The following is a 19,170-nucleotide window of genomic DNA, read 5'->3' on the forward strand; positions in this document are numbered from 1 at the left end:
AATTCCAGATACATATTTTATGATACATGTTTTATGTATTTTCGTTTAAGCTTTATTTTTCAATGACTTTAGCTGGAAGCATAACCTGACATAGGCAGTTTTAAGCTTTCAACTCACAATAACTTAGCTAAGAAATTTAATGTTTAAATTCTAGATGTCAACATCAATAACTTTTCATGACAGAAGCTCAAATTAACAAGACTTGGACGAAAATTTATGCTGAATGATTTTGTGGAAAATCGTGCTGTAACTCCTATTTTGTTATGTTAAGCCTGATAACGAACAATTATATTGTGAATATTAACTAAAATCACTATGCTGTATGGATGTACAGTTGGTAGTATTTTTGCATGAATACCATCCCAATTTCCGCCAGTGCTGGTATTAAGGGTTTTGAGTCCCCTGCTACTATTAACATATGATCCCGCCCTGGTTTTGTATTGAGGTCGATTTTTTTACGCACTGCTTACACTGTGCGATCTCGTTCACACTACCACTCTAGAGCCTCGTGAATAGTTGTATATCATCCCGAATCGTCGGTATTCCCCCTGAGTTCATGAAATTATCAGCTGACTCGTAGATGGACAACAAAAGTTAAAGGTAACACTCAACATTTCTTTATCCACATAACGATAAGGGAAATTAACTAAGCGTGAACCTAAAATAGAAAAGCCTCTAGATAAGATGAGGCCTTTGCTGATTCGTGAAATTACGATTTATTACGAAGCGATAGAATGGCTCTAGCTGCGTTACTACACGCGGATTTTTGTTGGCGACGTATAGCGAGATCTACGTCAACACCACTCTTCTTGTCCAGTATAGCTAGCAAGTCATCAGATAGCAGAGAGGCAAGAGTTTCAGACTTTGACTCACTCCAGGTGATAGTCGCAGTTGCGCCCTTTATTCGGTTTGCTAACAAGATTTCAAGCGATTTTAAGCGCTCGGGATCCGTGGTTATATAACCCACCGGAAGGGTTAACGCACTATCGGCATTAGGTTGGCCGTGGTACTGAACTAAACCAATCACTCCAGGGATCAACAGCAATTCTAAACGGTCAAACTCAGCGTTCGATGATAGGCCTACTCCATTTGCAAAACGACCTAGATGGTGCTTACGCTGTAGACGACTTTCGCCGTTGTTATTGCTTGAGTGTAACAGTGTGACACGAGCTGTTTGCTCATCTGCCTGATTATCTAAAATGCTACCTAAATCTCGATTAAACCGTGCCAGTTGACTACTATTGGCTCCCCACAGTGGTACTTTACTACTGTACCACATTGCTTTCAGCATCATTGGACCTTCAATATTGCGAAGAGCATCACGGAGTTCACTAATGAAACGTTTGGCATTATCCGGCAGATATACAGGCCCCAAAATGCCAAAGGTTTGTTGATTGCCATAGCCAGTTTGACGCTTATCTCGGGCATCGATCCAGCTAGAATAATCAAACTGATAGCCATTGGAAAATTGTTTTAACACTGGATCTCGAACAGCTTCACAATATTCAACACAATCAAGGCCCGACTCTTCTAATTGCAGCTCACCAAGAAAGTCCGCAATATGGGCCTCTAGCTCATTAGCCAGTGGTAATCGGTTATTTCCTGTTTGCTCGAAAGAGCGGGTAAACTTCTGCAACTCACTATTTGCAACAGCATTATAGCTAACCTCTACTTCGACAGGAATTTGTAACATCTCTTGGGAGTTGCAGCCCATCACTTTATATAGCTGTGTCCGTTGACGTTCATATTCATTATTACGACTCAGTAGCAGATGGTGGCGAAATTGTGTACTAAATGCCTCTATAACCGATGCGTTGTCAGTACCAATTTTATCTCTAGGTAACAACTCAGGTAAACCAGAAGTAACGCGACGATGTGACTGGGGCTTACAAACCGACAAAGTAAGTAAATCAAACGCAACATCTTCTGTACGTTCTTCGTACTTCACTAAGCTCGGTTTCCCATCGTTACTAGCTGCATGTTTACGGAGAAAAGAACTTGTTTCTATATGTCCGTCTGGATTAATGGTTATTAGGCGGTTTGCTAGTAAGCTATCAAGAAGTACCTCGCGCTCACGATCATTTAGTCCGAAATAATTCTGTAATTCACTCGGGTAAAGTTGATCAAAAATCAGTAGAAGACGACAAGCAAACTGTTCGATTCCGGGCATCAGTTTTTCAGTTGTCCATGCACAGTTGATCTTGTAGCTACGCGCAGGTAGTAGCAAGGTAATTAGATTACCTAAGCGTGGTTCTGACATTAGTCGTTATCTCCTAATAAATTTTGGCCACACAGTACTTGATAATTTGGCTCATCAGCATCCACCTGTTTGTAGATAAATTCATGTACGCTTCCCAGTGCCGAATCATTATTGTCTTTCGACCACATTCTACCTGCACCTAGAACTAAAAGGCGCTCCTGTGCACGTGAGATAGCTACGTTGATCCGCGGTGCATCTCTTAAAAAGCCTTGTAATTTTTTCGAGTTATCCCGTACTAAACTGAGGATGATGATTTTGTTCTCTTGGCCTTGGTAAGAGTCCACAGTGTCGATTTTAATTAAGCTACGCAGTGCCCCTGCCCATTCAGCTCGACTGATAGCATTTTCGATCTCTTCTTTCTGCTGGCGATACATTGTGATGATACCAATTGGGTATGGCTGCTCTGTGGTAATAGTCCCTTCTAAGTGAGAAATACAATCATCGCTAGATAGCACTTGTAGCGCATCCAATAGTAAACGTACCTCACGCGGATTGTAGTAACGACCACTTCCCCTAACTTCTTCACCACCTTGAGGATCTGGGCTTGAGCTATCAATCCAGCTCACAGTTTTATTCCAAGGACTTGGTAACCGTGCATACCAGTCAGGCGAGTAACCGCGGCCTGTATGTAACTTGCCTATATCCTTCGCATAGAAACACTCTGATACAAGATCCCCAATCGGTTCAACCATCCGGTATTGGGTATCGAGTGTCACACCTTCTGTAGTTTTAAAGGCACGTTCGAAATCAGACTCGTAGAAGATCCCACGACCAAGCTCTAGCTTCTTCGCAGCTAATTTGAGGTGTTGTTGGTGATAGAACGGCGGTAGCTGCTTATGATCACCTACTAGCAAGACTCTCTTACCTGATTGCAATGCAACCATTAATTCTGCAGCCTGAGCACGTCCGGCCTCATCAACAATGACCCAATCGAAGCTCGTATCATTTAACTCTAAGTTACGACGACCAACGCCAACAAGAGTGCCACAAACCAGCTGCTTACTCTTCAGCATAAAGCGATCAAAACCTGACTCTCCCCCTCGCAGTACATCCATCCACTCTTGACTCATCTCTAGTAACTGTAGGAAGCGTTCTAGGTTTTCTGGGTTATTGTAGCAATGCTGTGCTGCGATCAATTCGGCTAACTGAGTCATAAGGGACTCGTCATACACCAATTGCTCTGACAACTCACTAGCAAACATAGAATGGATCACTGCTAGTGTGCGCTGTTGAAGCTGAGCAAGATGTTTGCTCAGTTGATCCATTTGATCTTGGTAAGAGAACCCGCTGCTCTTTGTTTGTTCCAGCTTGGTCAATTCACGTTTACATTGAGCAAATGATACCATCAGTGGGTTAAGGGTGCGGTGCAATTGACACAATTGAGCGGTTAGTGATGGTGCCATTCCTAGTCTCTTACCAAGGGTGCCGACACGTAGATCATATTCACGGTGGAACTTATGTTGGATCTGTCGCTGTAACGCTTTAGTTTCGAAACAAAGCATACCCTCGTCAATCATCTGTTCATGGCCAATACGTACTGTATCTAACTCCAAACCTTGCTGACGGCTGAGTTGTTTAGCCTTGATTGCAACATTATCGACTGCAGTATGCGACTGCCCTACCAGCAGGACGTTATTAACACCGCAATACTGGTACAGATAATGAATAAACTTTGATACGAAGGTTGTCTTGCCAGTTCCCGGAGGTCCCTGCAATACTCCTACAGGCCCCTGAACGACTAGTTGCTGGAATGCCATTAACTGCTGTTCGTTAAAGCCTTGTGCTGGCAAGTCATAAAGTTTACGTAATGTCTCGACAGAAGGCTTGGGTTGCATCAGCTTCAAATTAGGCTTTTGATGATAATCAAAGTATTGTGTTAATTGTGGAATCTCCGCTTTATCTTCAATTACCCGTTGTAGCGCACGTTGGCGTAATTCACGGGATGATCTATTACGAATAGATTCTAGTTGTAACTGACTACCGTTACTGATGCGTTTTCGAGCAGCGTCAAAATCAAAACGAATAGCAAGCAAGTTTGGTGTAGTTTCTGCAAGACGTAGCTCTCCTAATTGAGTTGATTCGCGCTTTTCTTTGAGGTAGACGATAATCTTATCATCAAGTTCAAAGTTTAGGTCTGCGCCTGACTCCGTTGTATAGAGATACAACAAGCAACCTGTTGGTGACTCCTGATAATTGGCGGAATCTATGGTTACCTGATCACGCAATTCACCCTCTGTATCAGCTAAGGCTTGCCATAATTCTATAGGGCTTGACTCACTACTATCAAAGTCGTCCTCATCCATCTCTTGGTTTGCGCTAGTGCGTTCGATGATAGCGTCGATTACAGGCTCTAGGTTCATAAGCAATTCAATAAACCCGTTACGTTCAGCTAGTGAGCCGCGTTGAACGGATAATGGGGTGTTAATCTTGGCTTGAGAATGTTTTCCTGCCTTAATAGTTTGTTCAATCGACAAATCTGTGTGGTAATTAATCCTCGATATAGTTCTACTTTCTGGATCGAGATCAATCAATAATTGTTCACCAAGACCTGTTATGTAACAACGTAACTCATTAGGAAAACGTGGATTAATCGACCAGTTACAATTAAAGTGATATCCACCGTCATTCTGCTCTAGTAATCTAAGTTCTTGTGGCCAAGTTTCAGATTTCCAACATACAGGAATGGCCAGTTCCAATTTTTGTTGTGGCTCAATAATTTCTTCTGCGCCTTGAAGCATTGGTGCCTTAAGCGATTGCAGCAATGGGTCAAGTGCTATTGGTACCCCATCAACGGATTGCCTAGCTCGTTCGAGTTCAGCTTCCAATAATGCAGGCATCTGATCACCAAATAGCTCTTCCACCATACGATATATGGCATAGCAATCTCGTCCAAAGGCGTCGGTCGCATCTGGGTTAGAGGGCTGGTAACTAGAACCAGCGGTTAGTTTATCACTATACTCTAATAAGCCCATCAGAATAAGTGTCGGCTTCTCTGTGGGTTGCACTAATAGGTTATGCGGACACAAATCGCCATGCGGCAGCTGCTTCTCATGGAAACGTTGCACTGTATTGATAAGTTGCTCGGCAATAGCTAAACGCTGTTGTTGGTCAAGTTCTGCCTCTGCAATAAACTGCGGCCAGAGCTTTCCGTTAATATGCTCACTTACCACGTATAATCCCCCTTGGCCTAGCAGTCCACTCGCGTGCACCCTCGGGGTAGGAAGTGTCATATTCTTGAGTTTATCGATACGTTGCTTAAAAGCGTAGATACGTCGGTTCACTCCCGGTTGAAGAGGGTTGAGTATTACTCCATCCCAAAGCTTAACCTGTAATGACTGCTCACCTTGCCTACTGCAATAACTTATACTCCCCGTAGAGGCAATAGCTGCCAATGCCGGATAGACTTCTGCCAGCAGTTCGGGAAGAGGCTGGAACTCCATAACTACACCAACGCTGTTCATTCCCTCACGAAAGAATTCAGATTGTTGTAGGTCTTGATAAATTTGATTAGCTTCATCGTGGCCTTGGATCTGTTCTTTAGTAACAGCATTAAACTCATTTAGCATTATATCAGCACGTGGAAAACGCTTACTGGGATCGAGATTTAGTGCTTGTTCAAACCAACTGTTAAGTGCTCCACCAAATATATCTTGTTGTGGCTCTCGCCATTCAGGCACAGACTCATCAGTTAGTAATGATTCACCATTAAAACAGATACGATAAGCCACGACCGCAAGCATAAAGACATCCTGACGATAGGGTTCAGCGGCCTCTTCGAAGGCATCCTCAGGAATTGTATAGGGAGCGCTTTGTAGCGTTGAACGTAGTGCTTCAAGATTATCTCGCTCCTCGAGAGAAGCCGCACCAAAACCAGTAACAACAATACTGCTCTGTTCTTCGGCATACCATAGGTTATGTGGGTCAATATCACGATGGCCGACCCCTAAGCTGTGTAATTCCGAAAATGGGGCTAATAATGCTCGTACACGATCAATACGCTGAGGGCTACTCCAACCTTCTGATTCACTATCAAGGACCTCATCTAAACGTTTAAAGCTTCGACGCAGTTCGTATAGCTCCCGGGCATCATCAGTTATATCTTCCTCTGAAAGCTCATTGACAGCCCGTAACATATAATCTTGCATCGTAGCGCTGCCATTACGCACCTGGCGTCCGACTCGGGTCTCACGTAAAGCGACCTCTGCCCATAGCGATTGATCGGCATTTGCGACGCCTAGTGCGTCAAAGTTCCATTGACGAAGTAAACATTTGTGCTGGTTGTTATCTTTATGAACAGCACTAAATTCGTTGTAGATATTATTCGGATGGCTAAAAAAAGGCTTATTATTGGCGATATAGCCATTTTCTTTCAGCTGCAGCGCCTTAACCTTTGGCCCCTCGAAAAAGGACTGGATGATAGGTAATATCTTAGTCGAGTTAGGTCGCGGGTTACTTCCTTCAAACAAATGGGCAAAGTTGGTAGCCTGTACCAATTGATCGTAATGCTTCGGTTTACCGATAGTGAGAAACTCTTCGCGGGTATGAACATAGCGACGCTCATTCGATGGCAAATTTTCTGGACCTGCGCTGCCACAAAGTACTACATGTGCCTCAACATGAAGGAAATAACCTAGTTTACGAGATAGTTCTACTTGCAGTAGTTTAATAAGTCTCAGTGCATGATCACGTTTGATCTGATAGGGACTTTTACCGCGAGGTTTACCATTTTGGAACCACTTTCCACCTTCATAGGTTATGCTACCATTCCATTCTTTCAACTCCACCAATAAAAGCCGATCAGCAGTAATAATCAGTGTATCTATTTCCATAGAACCTTGGCTGTCAGTAACCACCAAACCAGCATAGCAGAACCAGCTATCTGGAAGCTGTTTGACCATCATATCAACCGTTTTGAGTTCACTGCGATGCAGACCTGCACCACCAACTATCTGATACTTCAATTTAGCTCCTGCAGTGTCAACAGACACTAACATTAAAATGACACAAAATATTGCACATATTCAATTGGATAGGCGTACCAGTCAAGCATAAGTTTCGTTAATAGATCAATAATAAAAACAAGCTCAAAATTCAAGGTTATAAATCGGAGTTGGACTTATTAACTTGTGCAATGAAGCGAATCTGCAAGGTGATTTATTTGAAGGCGGCAGGAATCCAAGCATGATGCTGGTCTTGGATAAAATCAACGCCAAGTACGGTACTGACACGTTGTTTCTTGAATGGGGAATGCGCAGAGAAATGCTTACACCACAATACACTGGAAAGACATCCCTTTGATTAAATGCTAATCAAGGTACAGGCATATTAAGCAAGTTTAATTAAATCATGCTTATTCCTACTATAAAGCTTCTGGTAGTTAAGGCAAAATCAACCAAACTATTTTAGTCAGAACCTTATGAATATCCGCGTACTTTCTTTAGTCATTGCAGCAACGCTGCCCTTATCTACATTTGCCCAATCAGGTGAAGGTAATACAACCATAAAGTCGTTTAATAAGGCGAAAAAAACTCTCGAACGAAAGGTTTATCGCGACCATCGAGTAACGCTTTATTGTAATGCAGAGTTTGATAGCAAAAAAAATATTAAACTTCCTAACGGGTTTACAACTGAAAAGCATATTAAACGTGCTAAAAGAGTCGAATGGGAGCATGTTGTTCCTGCTGAGAACTTCGGCCGAACTTTTTCAGAATGGCGTGATGGTCACCCTAGCTGCGTAAATAACAAGGGTAAGAATTTCAAAGGTCGTAAGTGCGCCGAGAAAGTAAATCATGATTACCGATTGATGCAGTCCGATTTGTATAACTTATATCCTGCAGTAGGCGCTGTGAACGCAACGAGGTCTAATTATAACTTTGCTATGCTGCCCTCTTCACGCTCGAGCTTTGGTAGTTGCGAAGTTAAGGTTCATGATAGGAAAGTAGAACCGACTAGTGGCTCAAGAGGCAGAATTGCGCGAACCTATTTGTATATGGAACAAGCATATCCACGATACAAAATGAGTAAACAGCAAAAGCAGCTAATGACTGCCTGGGACAAACAATTCCCAGTAAGCAAATGGGAGTGCAAACGAGCTAAGCGCATTGAGAACATTCAAAAGAACAGAAACAATGTCGTGTTCACTCGATGTGAAGCACAAGGTTACAACTAGTTTATAAGGCGTTTCCTTATACGAAATGGGCATGCCTTAAATTGCTTTTGGACAGAGACCATTTAGTGCAAAGCTTCTAAAGGTAGATAGTGGAATTAGTAAATGTATGGTATTCGCCCATACTACTTCAAACGATTGCTCACACACGTTTACCACTTTTGAATCATACTTTAAATTGACGCTTTAAAATAATAAACACTCGACAAGCCTACTGTGCCGAGTGTAATAAATCGTGTGGATGAATTTATTATACGGCTGGTTTCAAATGATCTAAATATGGAGAACAAAGTTCTAAAAATATTGATTTCCAACGTTCTGGCAACTCATTAAACTCCTCTCCCCAATTTTCAGCAATATGCTTATATGCTTTATATGGCTTTTCACTTGAGGGCGCTTGGTAGCCTAAAAGATCTTCAATACACTCCTCAATCATGATTCTGCGCCCGGCACCGGTTTGTGCAAGTATAGGATCATTCATTGCGGCGGCCTTAGGTGTACCTGCATCGCGGTCATGCATAAAAATATAGTTTACATCTAGTGTATTTAAGTACTTTGCAATTGAGATCAATACAGCTTTTCCACGAGCCCTAAGAAACTCACAGTTACCAATTATACGAGCCTTATCATCAGCGCTTAAACGCTTAATCGTTTCTCGTACAACAACCTCTTCAGTATCCCCTTCGACAAAAACACACTTATTGGTAAAGAACATTCTAGAAATATAGTCATCTACCTTGAGAAGCATTTTAAGATTTTGTTTTTCGTTCTGTTGAAGATCTGAAAATGCACTTTCAAGATTAAAGGAAGTCGTTCCAGTAAAGCCGCCGTCACTATAAGAGAATTTAGTTAAGCTAATACTTTTATCTGTACCAAGGTTAACCATATAAGGTGAATGTGTAGTAGCTACAATTTGACAGTTTGGTCCTGCTAATTCATATAAGGAATCTCGTAGTTGATTTGCAGCCGCGGGATGTAAATATATTTCAGGCTCTTCAAAACAAAAAATTGTACTTCTTGGGTTCTCTGCATTTTTGTTAACGAATTCCTGCACAAACCGCAACAACTGAAAGGCCGTAGCGCGAATCATACCATGTCCTTGATATGACACTTCAGTTTTAACATTACTTTCTAGTTCAACAGTAAATTGAGGTTTAATCGTTTTCTCAGGTTTATCTAATGCCGCAGATACATGGACAGAGGAGTCTGGAAACAAGTTATGTACCATTCCGTTTAATTCTTGTATTAGTTTACCAAAGTCAGTTTCCGTATCATTTGGATTTAACTCTGCCGCTAATTCATTAAGAAAGCGCTGCGCTTGCTGATAATTATCTGAACCAGAACGAACTTGTTCAAATAAATCACCTAAAAGTAAATGTAACGCACCATTGCTTGAAGTAAGTTCAGATACGCATGATTCCGCAGGGATTATGACAATACGAGGTAATTTAGACAAAACATTTCCAGGAATTCCGCCAGGATTTTCAACCCATTGCGGTTCTTGATCTTCTTGTACTTCCCAATATCCAGTTAGCTCCTCAAGTTTATCTTTTATTCCTTTTATAGTTAATTTTTTTGTAAAGTTATCATCGCCAAAAAACTTTCTAAGAACTTCTTCCGTGTAAATGTCACCAACCAATTCTGAAACTTGAGTTGCCCCGACAAACTGTTCTTTAGGGACTTTGGGGTGCTCTAGCATATAAACTTTAGGCTTCGACAGTTTTATAGACCAAACTTTTTTATAAATAATACTATTTTCAGTTTCTCCAGGTAATGGTTCATCAACCTTGATTATACGTCCTTTAAAACCTAGCCATTCTTTAGCTTCATCGGGTAAATTGTGATACTTGGCAACAATTTCTATTTCATTAGAATATTCATAAAGATCATCTACCTCATTATATGTCTTTGAGTAATCTTCCCTATTCGCATTTTTTGCACTGTGCAAAAGTTCAATCGCAGAAAATACGCTGGATTTTCCGGCATTATTTGCACCAATAAGAAACGTAGAATCCCTAAAGCCAATAGTACAACCTTTAAGTTTGCGAAAGTTGTCTATCGTTATTTCATGTAATCTCATCTAATCACCTAATTTATTTTCGTTGTATAGAGTTGAAGTCTCATCACATTTGTATAGTGCGTACATAATAAATATTATTATTTACTCTTTGCTAAATTAAAGCTATTGATTTATAAGCAAATCTACCATAGTGGTTTTGAATAAACGAGCTCTAAAAATTGAAAAGTGAGGATGGATATTGATGTCTTACCTAAAGCCTAGAACACAGTCATAATTGTCACTTATCGATTATCAAAAGTAGGTCAACTGGCTTGTCACTGTTCTGTGCTGTTTATCGCCAATAACTCGTAATGGGGCAAAAACAACCTACGCCATAAACTCAGCTTTGGAAATTAACGCGACTGTGTTTGTGCTAACGTAATTGATGATAGATTAACTTAGGTGTTCCTACGTTATGAACGTATCTGCAGTGAGGAGCCATAATATTTAGCAATACTAGCGGCTTTCCAAGTTCTCTAAGTTTAGGCAACCCCCTGTATAAATAGACTTTGCGTGAATCTTTAACATTCCACTATTCATTGAGTTTGCCTTTGCATACAGGAAGCCTTCCGCCCATCCTCCATGGTAAAGTATCTCTTCAGGACTAAGTAACGCGACTGCAAGACCATAATGACTTTTGATAATCTTTTTATCTAGCTCAGCGTAACTGGCAAATATTCCACACCTTACCTCCATTATTTCCCTTGAAACGCTTTCAGTAGCACACGAATATTGTGGCGCTAAGAGGCAGAAAAGCATGAGGATGCACAATTTATTCATAATAGGTGTCCTTAGGTTTTATTGGTTACACGCACACCCACTAGGTACTGAACATGAATAAGAACTGTTAATGCATGTATCTCCGCATGCCTTACCTACACTACAAACCTTACAGCATTGACTTGATTGACTGCTATTTGTGCCAGAGCAATCTTCATAAGGAGTTTCAACTGTCACCGTTTCAAAGTTTTCTATGCGACCATCATAACTATCTATTTCGCAAATTTCTGACGTCATGAACCTTAGCTGAGAAGCAATGTCATCTCTTACATTTTGAAGGAAGTTGGCACCAGTTAGTTTTTCAATTGAGTTTAAATCGGTTATGTATTCGCTTAACTGTGCTTCACCAGGGTCAATGTTGGGGATCAAGAATGCAATTGATTGAGCTGGCGATCTAGGCTTAATAATTACCTTATACATTGACTCTGGCACATGAACCCCATCCCCAATGACCTCATCTTTGGAAGAGTTGATGACTCCTGTATAGACAAACAACTCTTCTACTTCAACGGTGCAATCTCTAACCCACTGCTCCAAATTAGCCCAAAGTCCCCTGTTTAAACTTAGATGCTGTGGGACAATATTCGACATATAAAAAGACTCAGTAACAGATAGCTCTGAAAAATCAATTGTAGCTGCTGGAGCCAAGTGTCCTCTGTCTAAATCTGTATTTTGATAATCATTAGGAGCACTTTGTGCGTAGGTAGGCACTTCAGAATCTATTGTAAAAACATCTGTTCTTGGGAAAGAAGCCGTAACCGACTCAGGTGTTAATTTGTAAGCCGTCCAATCAGCAATTTTATCGGTATAGTTGTAACCAAGTGCAAATCCTTCTCTACAAAGCAGTTGATCGCTATCATACGGAGTCCCCAAAAATAGGTTCGGATGACACAACAAACTCTTATCTGAAACGAGCTCCTGTGTATACTGAATTTCCTGTTCTATAAGTGTAGAGATGAACGAAGTTTCTGAACGGTATTTAGTAACACATTGACTTTGCTCGCCATTATCACTGCATCCTGATGCATATAGTAGAACAAAAATAAATAGACTTCTGCACAAGTAATGCATGCGCTCCTCCTTGAACACTAAGGACAAAGTAGGTGAATTAATATGTTTTCATAGTAAGAATAAACAATAGCAAATTGATTTCATTTTCGCGTATTTTGTAACGCACTATTGTCTATGATTTACTAGGCATCTTAAGGCCAAGGAGAATTATTTCAGTACTACAAATAGGACTTTAGGTAAAATTGGATACATCAAGCAATGTCCCGAAAGTTCTTTTTAAAACCGAAAAATCATGGACACAAAGACTGCTTGGGGATTTTAAGATGCAATCTCTTTGATTAATAGACTTCCTAACTGCCTTGTGTTGTATGCGTTACCGTTGCTATTAAGAATAGACAAAACCTCACCTTAGCTATTGATCTAAGGTGAGGTTTTGATGGGGATACTAAAGAGCCAGAGTGCCAAACTTCAATGGTTCCATTTTCTAGCTCGATGAGTTGATAATCTTTCCAAGTAACTTCAGTGACTTTCGACAACTCCCTTTTTATTGGCTTAGGAGATAATAGCTTACTCATAGATATCGCAAGTTTACCGTTGGCAACAGGTGGACACATAAGGTGGTTTGCCTCACCGACCGAACCATCAAATAGCGTTTCAACCTGCATTTCTTCGGTATTGACGCGCAGTATAATGACTCTATCTACAAGATTTATTGTATTGGCATTAAATAGGATATGACCGTTCCCAGCCATTCGTGCGGTTGTCTTAACTGAAATCCTTTCGCCATTTTCCCCTACTACATCATACCCAGCTTGATTGACCTCAGTAGCCATCTGCCCCCCTGTTATCAAGGCAGCGTAAAGCTCTCCAATTCGCCCAATCAAATGGCGTAATTCTGTAGGAGGTACTCCCCAATTTAACTCTCTTTCAAGCCATGACATTGCTTCGCCTAAGGATTGAATTACCTGTATCTGAGTTAATGCCAACACTGCACTCCTTTAATTAAGCCATGTATTTATAGATTTCCTAGTTTACAAGAGAAAGTAAACCTCCTTTCCTCATCATAAGTATTCTAGAATAAGAAAGAGGACAGCTCCGCCTCTGATAGGCAAATTTCACCTTACATTTGTAATCATTAGGGCGGCATTTTGTATATGGTAGCCAGCCTCCAAGTTACTTAAATAGGTGGCACCAAGAGAATGAATCCAGCTATTTTTGAAAGTTGAACATCTAAAGTTTTCCACCTCAGTTACTTTTATTCGACTAGCTGTGAATAAAACTTGCACCTGACAGCTATCGGCATAAGTAGCTTCGATTTTAAAACGAGTATGGGTAACTATCTTCCATTTGTAGTTTAGAAGCGCCTTAATGGCCGCCTCTTTTACGAGGAGCTCTGAAGGTTCATATTCAGCAGTATCGTACTCCTGGCTGTATGGAGTATATTCATCATCAAAAGCAATTACTGGAGCAGCTGTTATTGTTAAAACAAGAAAAACTAGTACTTTGAGCATGATAGCACCTTAGGGAGGTCGCGTTCTTGGTTAGGATGAACAAATGTGATTCATTCAAGATACCAAGATTCACTACTCACATGATTGTTTTGGGTCAATTTTTCTACTACTCCATGCCACTGAACTTCAGACCAAGTTAATGCCAAATAAATTAATGGAGTGTCTACTGTTCTAGGTGCTTACCACTCTGTTGAAATTAATTAAATAAAGTCATTTGTTCAAAAGCGCCTCTTCGGTAACATAGGTCATCAAATCTAGCTAACAAAAGCTGTAACTCTTCATCGAACTCCGTAGTAATCGATTCTAAATGGATAAATATGTCTTTGCATTCTAAGAATCTGCTCAACTCATCGACAGTAAGTTCTTGTTCAAGTATTGACCGGTAAATTTGTTTAAATAGCTCAGAGTTGGCATTTCCCTCTAGATAGGAATCTTTAATCAAAATATCCATTTTTTGGTATGAGTCAACCAAAGGCATGTCGTTTAATGAACTGAAAAATGACATTGCATTTTGTATAAGCCAATCTGTGTTATAAGGGTGATAGGCATCTACCGTTAAGGAAAGGTATAGTGCTTGGGATGCGTAAGTGTATTCCTGTGTTAGTACAAAAACGAGGGATAACTGTGTTAATGCTCTACTGTAAGGTGAGTGATTGCTGTAATCACCACCGATATAAAATCCTACTGAGTCACATTTTCCGATATATCTACGGTCTTGAGATGTGAACTCTACTGTGCTGTAAGGCAGAATATAATTTAAGTATAAAACCTTGATGATTTCTATAAAGTCGTCTTCATTAATAGATGATTTTAACTTTATAGATTGGACGAGGCGAATTAAATAACTATCCATAAAATCACTTAAGGTTATACATGCGGATGTATCGTTCATATTTTCGGATTCAACAATTAGCTTGAGTAATTCTTGGTATAAAGCCACTCCTTTAGCATCATAAAAAAGGTCGAAGTTAGAAGTTATACTAATAAGCGTTAAGCTTAGCTGATATGTCTTATGTGGTTCAAGATGTTTATATTGTTCAAGCAAGACAGTTGCTACATAGTGAAAACACTTGCTGGTTAAATCTATAAAACCTTCATGTTCTTGCTCTAATTCGTACCATTGTTCGCCTACATATTCCCGCGCCTGTTTGCACCAATCAATTGCTTTCTCATTGATTGATATTCTGACATCGTTACTTATACTTACAGTTGTGTTGACAAGTTTTACAACTTGAATATAATTTTCGATGAAAAAATCTGCTTCTTCAAAGCAAACTTCATCATAGAAATCTAATATTTTTCTTAGCACCCTTTCTTTTTGTTCGTCTTTATAGGTTTCAATAAAAAATAATGAAACTTCAGATAAGGTGTTTTTAAAACTGTTGATATTATTGATAGGTAACACTTGTAATATATCTTCTCGACTACAATCAACACTAATGCATAATTTAGAAATAACCCCATCGTGGTTACACTTTTCTTTTAAATATCTAAATATACTTAGTAAACGATCTTCTATGTAGGATACGTTTTCCGTACTCCCTAACTTAATATGAGTGTCATAAAGTTCAAGAGTATTAGATATGTATATATATGCAAAATCCTCATTATGGCTAAAAACTTCGTTCAGGCTCACTAATTTGTACTGGAGAGGTAATGCTTTTTCATATTCTTGATGCTTGCGGTAGTACCCGATTAATATAATCAAGGCTTCAACAAATGATTCAAAGTGGCAATCTAAAAAGAAGTCATTATCAATAAATGTAACAACCTTCTTAAGGGTTTCTATACCAAGCGTGCTAGAATATCTGTTGTGAGGCTCTACACTTTTATAGGTATTGCTGCTTTGTAAAACGTTGTCATCACCATTCATCGCGAAATAACGGACAGAAATATCTAACAAATTAGACACATACTGTGTTTCGTCTTCAAAATCTAATTCTATAGCTTCATAATATTCAATTAACTTTTCCTGTGCCGGTATAATTTTAATCATCTTTATGTAAGATGTGGTACTAGCTAGATAATTGCCCGTAGCATATTTTCCATATGAATCTAATCTATTACTAACTTCTGAACTCCAAGATTCAGGATGTAAGTCAAAGCCGAAAATACTGATGTTCAACTGAGGATCATCAATAGGAGTATTTTCATATGAATCAATATTAGAACCATGCTTTTTGTCGAGTAACTGGACACAATAACGTAAAAAAAGGTTAATGGATTCAATGTTTGATTTAAATATAGTATGCAAATTACTTTTAATTTGTTGAGTTAAAAACACATTAAATAAGCTATGACGGTAGTGATGCCGATTAGGTTGTAGGCGCCTTAATATTTCAAACCCCTCTTCCAATATTTCAACGTGCTCTTCTTTAAGTGAGGAGCCTTTTTCTTGTTGCAAAAAGACTTTTAAAGGTATGAGTGCTGGGTACTCGCTAATATCTACTGCGGTAAGCTTTTCAATCAGGTGAGCAACAAGGGAGCTGTCAAACGGTGCACCAATTAATGCAGATAACTGCAAACTGAATACGGCCGCATCCCCGTATTGAATGTCGCCCTCACTAAAGTAATCGTGAATAATAAGGAGGCGCTCTTCCATTACTGCATAAGATGATAACGTGAAATAGGTTTGGTCATTATCTTGCGCGTTTGAGTGAGTAAAGGCGTGCTGGTGGGTGTCATGTAGTCGCGTAAATACGTTTTCAATGGTTGCACTAATCTGCGCTGTCGATAACACGTTTAACCGGAAGGCCCCTTTTTTAAGTTGAGTAAATAGCGGGGTGATTGCGACATTGTCTTTTACCTTACGCTGATAAAAACGAGCATCTGAAATCAAATTTAAGGCTTCGACGGCGAATAATGTGACTACTTGTGTATCAGCCGTAATCTCTTGCTCTGTTAACACTGAAATGAGTTTTTCAGCGATTAAAGAGGACGTGTTATCATCGTTTATAGCGTAGGCTTGTTCAATTAACGCTTGCAGCGTCCTTTTGTTCATTCCCTCTATGAGGATTTGCGCATTTATTTTGATACTGTCAGGAATGAGAGCCAGGCAATCAGTAGTATTCGCTTCTGATATCGTTTTATTCAATTTAATAGCATCAAATAACGCCAGTTTATAAGGTGAATGTTGTTGATTTTTTAATGCTAATTTATAGCTAGTATTGCTGTCTGAGTACCGGGCAGTAAAGATAATTTCTGTCGAAAAGCGTGTCGCGAGCTGTGTAAGTATAAACTCTGAAGATAACTCGTCAATCCATTGTAAATCATCAACAAATAGTAGTATTGGGCTTTTTCCAGCTTTAGCGTCTATAAATTTCGATACGTTTTTGAGCTCTTTTATCGCTATAAAAAGAGAATCAAACTGCTCTTGCTTTGCATTTTTATTGCTCTCATTTGTCAGCGCATCAACACTTTGACTTTGGTGCTGATTGATTGCAGAAGCATTCCAAGCTGATGTTGCACCGTCATGCATCGAACCAAAACCTGACAAATCAGAGATGAATTTAACTGCTTTCTTAATGCCTTTTAGCGCAGCTACACGATTATTTTTTAACGCCTCATATTGCGTTTTGTAAGAGCTTGTAGCGTCATTAATTTGGCCAAACTGCGCTTTAGCATTTTCCCATTCAATGCATTTATCTTTTATCTTGCGCTCAAAATAACCCAGTTGCTTTTTATATTCCTCTGTAAGCCTAACTAACTCTAATTGAATTGCATGTTGCAATGAAGCTAGCCCTGTAATTTCTGACGAGTGACCGGTCTGATTTAACAGTGTTAATCGCACCTGACTGCTCGCTAATGCATCTGATTGAGCAAAAAGAGTGTCTAGGTGTTTTTTAACTAGCGCTGTTTTGCCTGTTCCTGGTTCGCCTTTCACTAACGTCCATTGGCTTGTGACTTGCGGTGATTCGTTGGCATGGCAATCCTTAATAAACTTTTCATGTTCTGTTATTAATTGACGCAACTCTGCGGTTCGGCCGACGAATGTAGTCGCTCGAATCGCTGGAACAGGAATGCTAGCCCCTGGTTTCTCTAACATGCCATATCGCTGCACCATATGACGTAAACGTGTTAATTTTTGTTTGGTATCGTTCTCTGGTAGCGCATCAAACGGTTGTTGTTCAGTATAGTTAAATAGTACGGACACCCCGGGATGCGTAGCCGCTGCCTTATCACCTTCAGTTTTAGTCACGCTTTGTTTTGCATCTTTGGCATGAGAGAAATATAACGACAGCAAAGCAATAGAAGCGGCATCTAAATTGAATGGATTATTGATAACAATTAACTTAGGAGCACCAGCACCTAACGCTATTAATAACTTGAGTAGAAATTGCATTACCTGGTGAGGTGTTTGCTCCTCACTCATTTGTGTTGCCAGCGCCCTCATTTCTGCTTGTGCAGTGTCACTAAGGTAGAGTTTGCGCCCAAGCGTATGTTTATCATTTGCTTTATCAGCCCCTTTAACTGCTAAGTCCTCAATTTGGCCGCTAACTATGTCCACTGGTTTATCGACGACACTGTTAATGGCTGTATCAGCGAGGGGATTGTCACTTAAGCTTTCGTTTAACCAAGAAAATGTCTTTTTAAAAGTATCAGATACCTTGCTATTCATGACGTCACCAAGGAAATCTCCTACTCCTTGTGCCGCAAAAAATATTGAAAACTTTAATGCGCTATCAATAAGCAACTTATTTCTTAACTCGTCACCGATTAAATGATAAATCGTACTGAAAATCTGTGTGTTTTTACCTGCTTCAGCATTAATGGTAATGATGTTCGTTTTGTTGTTGTGAGGCAATTCTGCATTATAGATACTATGGTAAGTAACAACCTCCGAGAACTCAGGCACATCTTGTTTTAGCTGGAGGATGTGTTTCTTTTGAATTTCTAGTAGTAGAGGAGAAGTCAGTGAATCTTGCAAATCACTGATGTAGTCATCATGTAGCGTGCTCATATACGTCCTTGCTTTTGGGGCGCTTACTTTCTTAGAGGTAAGTTCAATTTATTACGCTTAATATCAGACAATTAGTTGATAATGAGCGATTATTTATGACTCGGTTTATATCCTTTTTTTGTCAAAGCATCACTTGATAAAAAATTGAAATCAGAGCCATATCTCATTAAATTTCATCTACTTGGATAACGCTGAATGTTATTTCACCGCTTATTCGCAAACTTATTCAATTTAATGATCGCAAGTAGTACCTCATTGAATATAAAGAGCTACTTGAGTGTTGAGAGCGGTAAGCCCGGGTTTTATGGGAAGTGCAACAAAACTCAATCAAAGAGAGTTAGGTCCATAGCTCTAAAGGGGGTCCTCTAGCGTCCTATGTAGATATATTGGCTTTTTGTTTTCCTCGTCGGAGTCGCAGATTTT

General features: G+C 39.8%; 9 protein-coding genes. 2 read left to right on the top strand and 7 right to left on the bottom strand.

Annotated features, from left to right (window positions below):
* Positions 1-709: 709 nt before the first annotated feature.
* Both Q1A86_RS07555 and Q1A86_RS07560 read right to left on the bottom strand, forming a co-directional pair.
* Positions 710-2,260, bottom strand: a complete 1,551-nt coding sequence (locus tag Q1A86_RS07555) for a hypothetical protein (RefSeq protein ID WP_299804939.1) — start codon at positions 2,258-2,260, stop codon at positions 710-712.
* Positions 2,260-7,221, bottom strand: a complete 4,962-nt coding sequence (locus Q1A86_RS07560; protein ID WP_299804942.1) for an AAA domain-containing protein — start codon at positions 7,219-7,221, stop codon at positions 2,260-2,262. The genes Q1A86_RS07555 and Q1A86_RS07560 overlap by 1 nt, the downstream gene beginning before the upstream one ends.
* A gap of 223 nt (positions 7,222-7,444) precedes the next feature.
* Between Q1A86_RS07560 and Q1A86_RS07565 the strand changes: the two genes are divergently transcribed.
* Positions 7,445-7,558: a DUF4113 domain-containing protein gene (locus tag Q1A86_RS07565; RefSeq protein ID WP_299805324.1), complete on the top strand. Its 114-nt coding sequence runs from the start codon at positions 7,445-7,447 to the stop codon at positions 7,556-7,558.
* Between the two features lie 118 nt (positions 7,559-7,676).
* On the top strand, positions 7,677-8,429 hold the full coding sequence (locus Q1A86_RS07570; protein WP_299804945.1) for an endonuclease: 753 nt from the start codon (positions 7,677-7,679) through the stop codon (positions 8,427-8,429).
* A 247-nt stretch (positions 8,430-8,676) separates the two neighbouring features.
* Here Q1A86_RS07570 and Q1A86_RS07575 read toward each other — a convergent pair whose 3' ends face one another.
* The 5 genes from Q1A86_RS07575 to Q1A86_RS07595 all read right to left on the bottom strand — a co-directional run bounded on the left by Q1A86_RS07575 (position 8,677) and on the right by Q1A86_RS07595 (position 18,747).
* Positions 8,677-10,506, bottom strand: coding sequence for an AAA family ATPase (locus tag Q1A86_RS07575; protein ID WP_299804948.1), 1,830 nt, complete (start codon positions 10,504-10,506; stop codon positions 8,677-8,679).
* 777 nt (positions 10,507-11,283) lie between these two features.
* The gene (locus Q1A86_RS07580; protein WP_299804950.1) at positions 11,284-12,336 is read right to left on the bottom strand and encodes a DNA/RNA non-specific endonuclease; all 1,053 of its coding nucleotides are present in this window, start codon (positions 12,334-12,336) and stop codon (positions 11,284-11,286) included.
* A gap of 290 nt (positions 12,337-12,626) precedes the next feature.
* Entirely contained in the window at positions 12,627-13,262 is a 636-nt protein-coding gene (locus tag Q1A86_RS07585) for a hypothetical protein (RefSeq protein ID WP_299804953.1), read from the bottom strand.
* Between the two features lie 129 nt (positions 13,263-13,391).
* Positions 13,392-13,787 carry a hypothetical protein gene (locus Q1A86_RS07590; RefSeq protein ID WP_299804956.1) on the bottom strand — a complete coding sequence of 132 codons (396 nt, stop codon included), beginning with the start codon at positions 13,785-13,787 and terminating at the stop codon, positions 13,392-13,394.
* 196 nt (positions 13,788-13,983) lie between these two features.
* Positions 13,984-18,747, bottom strand: coding sequence for an AAA family ATPase (locus Q1A86_RS07595; RefSeq protein WP_299804959.1), 4,764 nt, complete (start codon positions 18,745-18,747; stop codon positions 13,984-13,986).
* Positions 18,748-19,170 lie beyond the last annotated feature (423 nt).

The sequence above is a fragment of the uncultured Shewanella sp. genome, from assembly GCF_947497935.1.
In the GTDB taxonomy this organism is placed as follows: Bacteria; Pseudomonadota; Gammaproteobacteria; order Enterobacterales; family Shewanellaceae; genus Shewanella.

Bases quoted from the DNA above. Each gene is read 5' to 3' on its own strand.
- Q1A86_RS07590 (WP_299804956.1), bottom strand. From the start codon at position 13,787: ATGCTCAAAGTACTAGTTTTTCTTGTTTTAACAATAACAGCTGCTCCA.
- Q1A86_RS07575 (WP_299804948.1), bottom strand. From the start codon at position 10,506: ATGAGATTACATGAAATAACGATAGACAACTTTCGCAAACTTAAAGGT.
- Q1A86_RS07595 (WP_299804959.1), bottom strand. From the start codon at position 18,747: ATGAGCACGCTACATGATGACTACATCAGTGATTTGCAAGATTCACTG.
- Q1A86_RS07555 (WP_299804939.1), bottom strand. From the start codon at position 2,260: ATGTCAGAACCACGCTTAGGTAATCTAATTACCTTGCTACTACCTGCG.
- Q1A86_RS07580 (WP_299804950.1), bottom strand. From the start codon at position 12,336: ATGCATTACTTGTGCAGAAGTCTATTTATTTTTGTTCTACTATATGCA.
- Q1A86_RS07570 (WP_299804945.1), top strand. From the start codon at position 7,677: ATGAATATCCGCGTACTTTCTTTAGTCATTGCAGCAACGCTGCCCTTA.
- Q1A86_RS07565 (WP_299805324.1), top strand. From the start codon at position 7,445: ATGCTGGTCTTGGATAAAATCAACGCCAAGTACGGTACTGACACGTTG.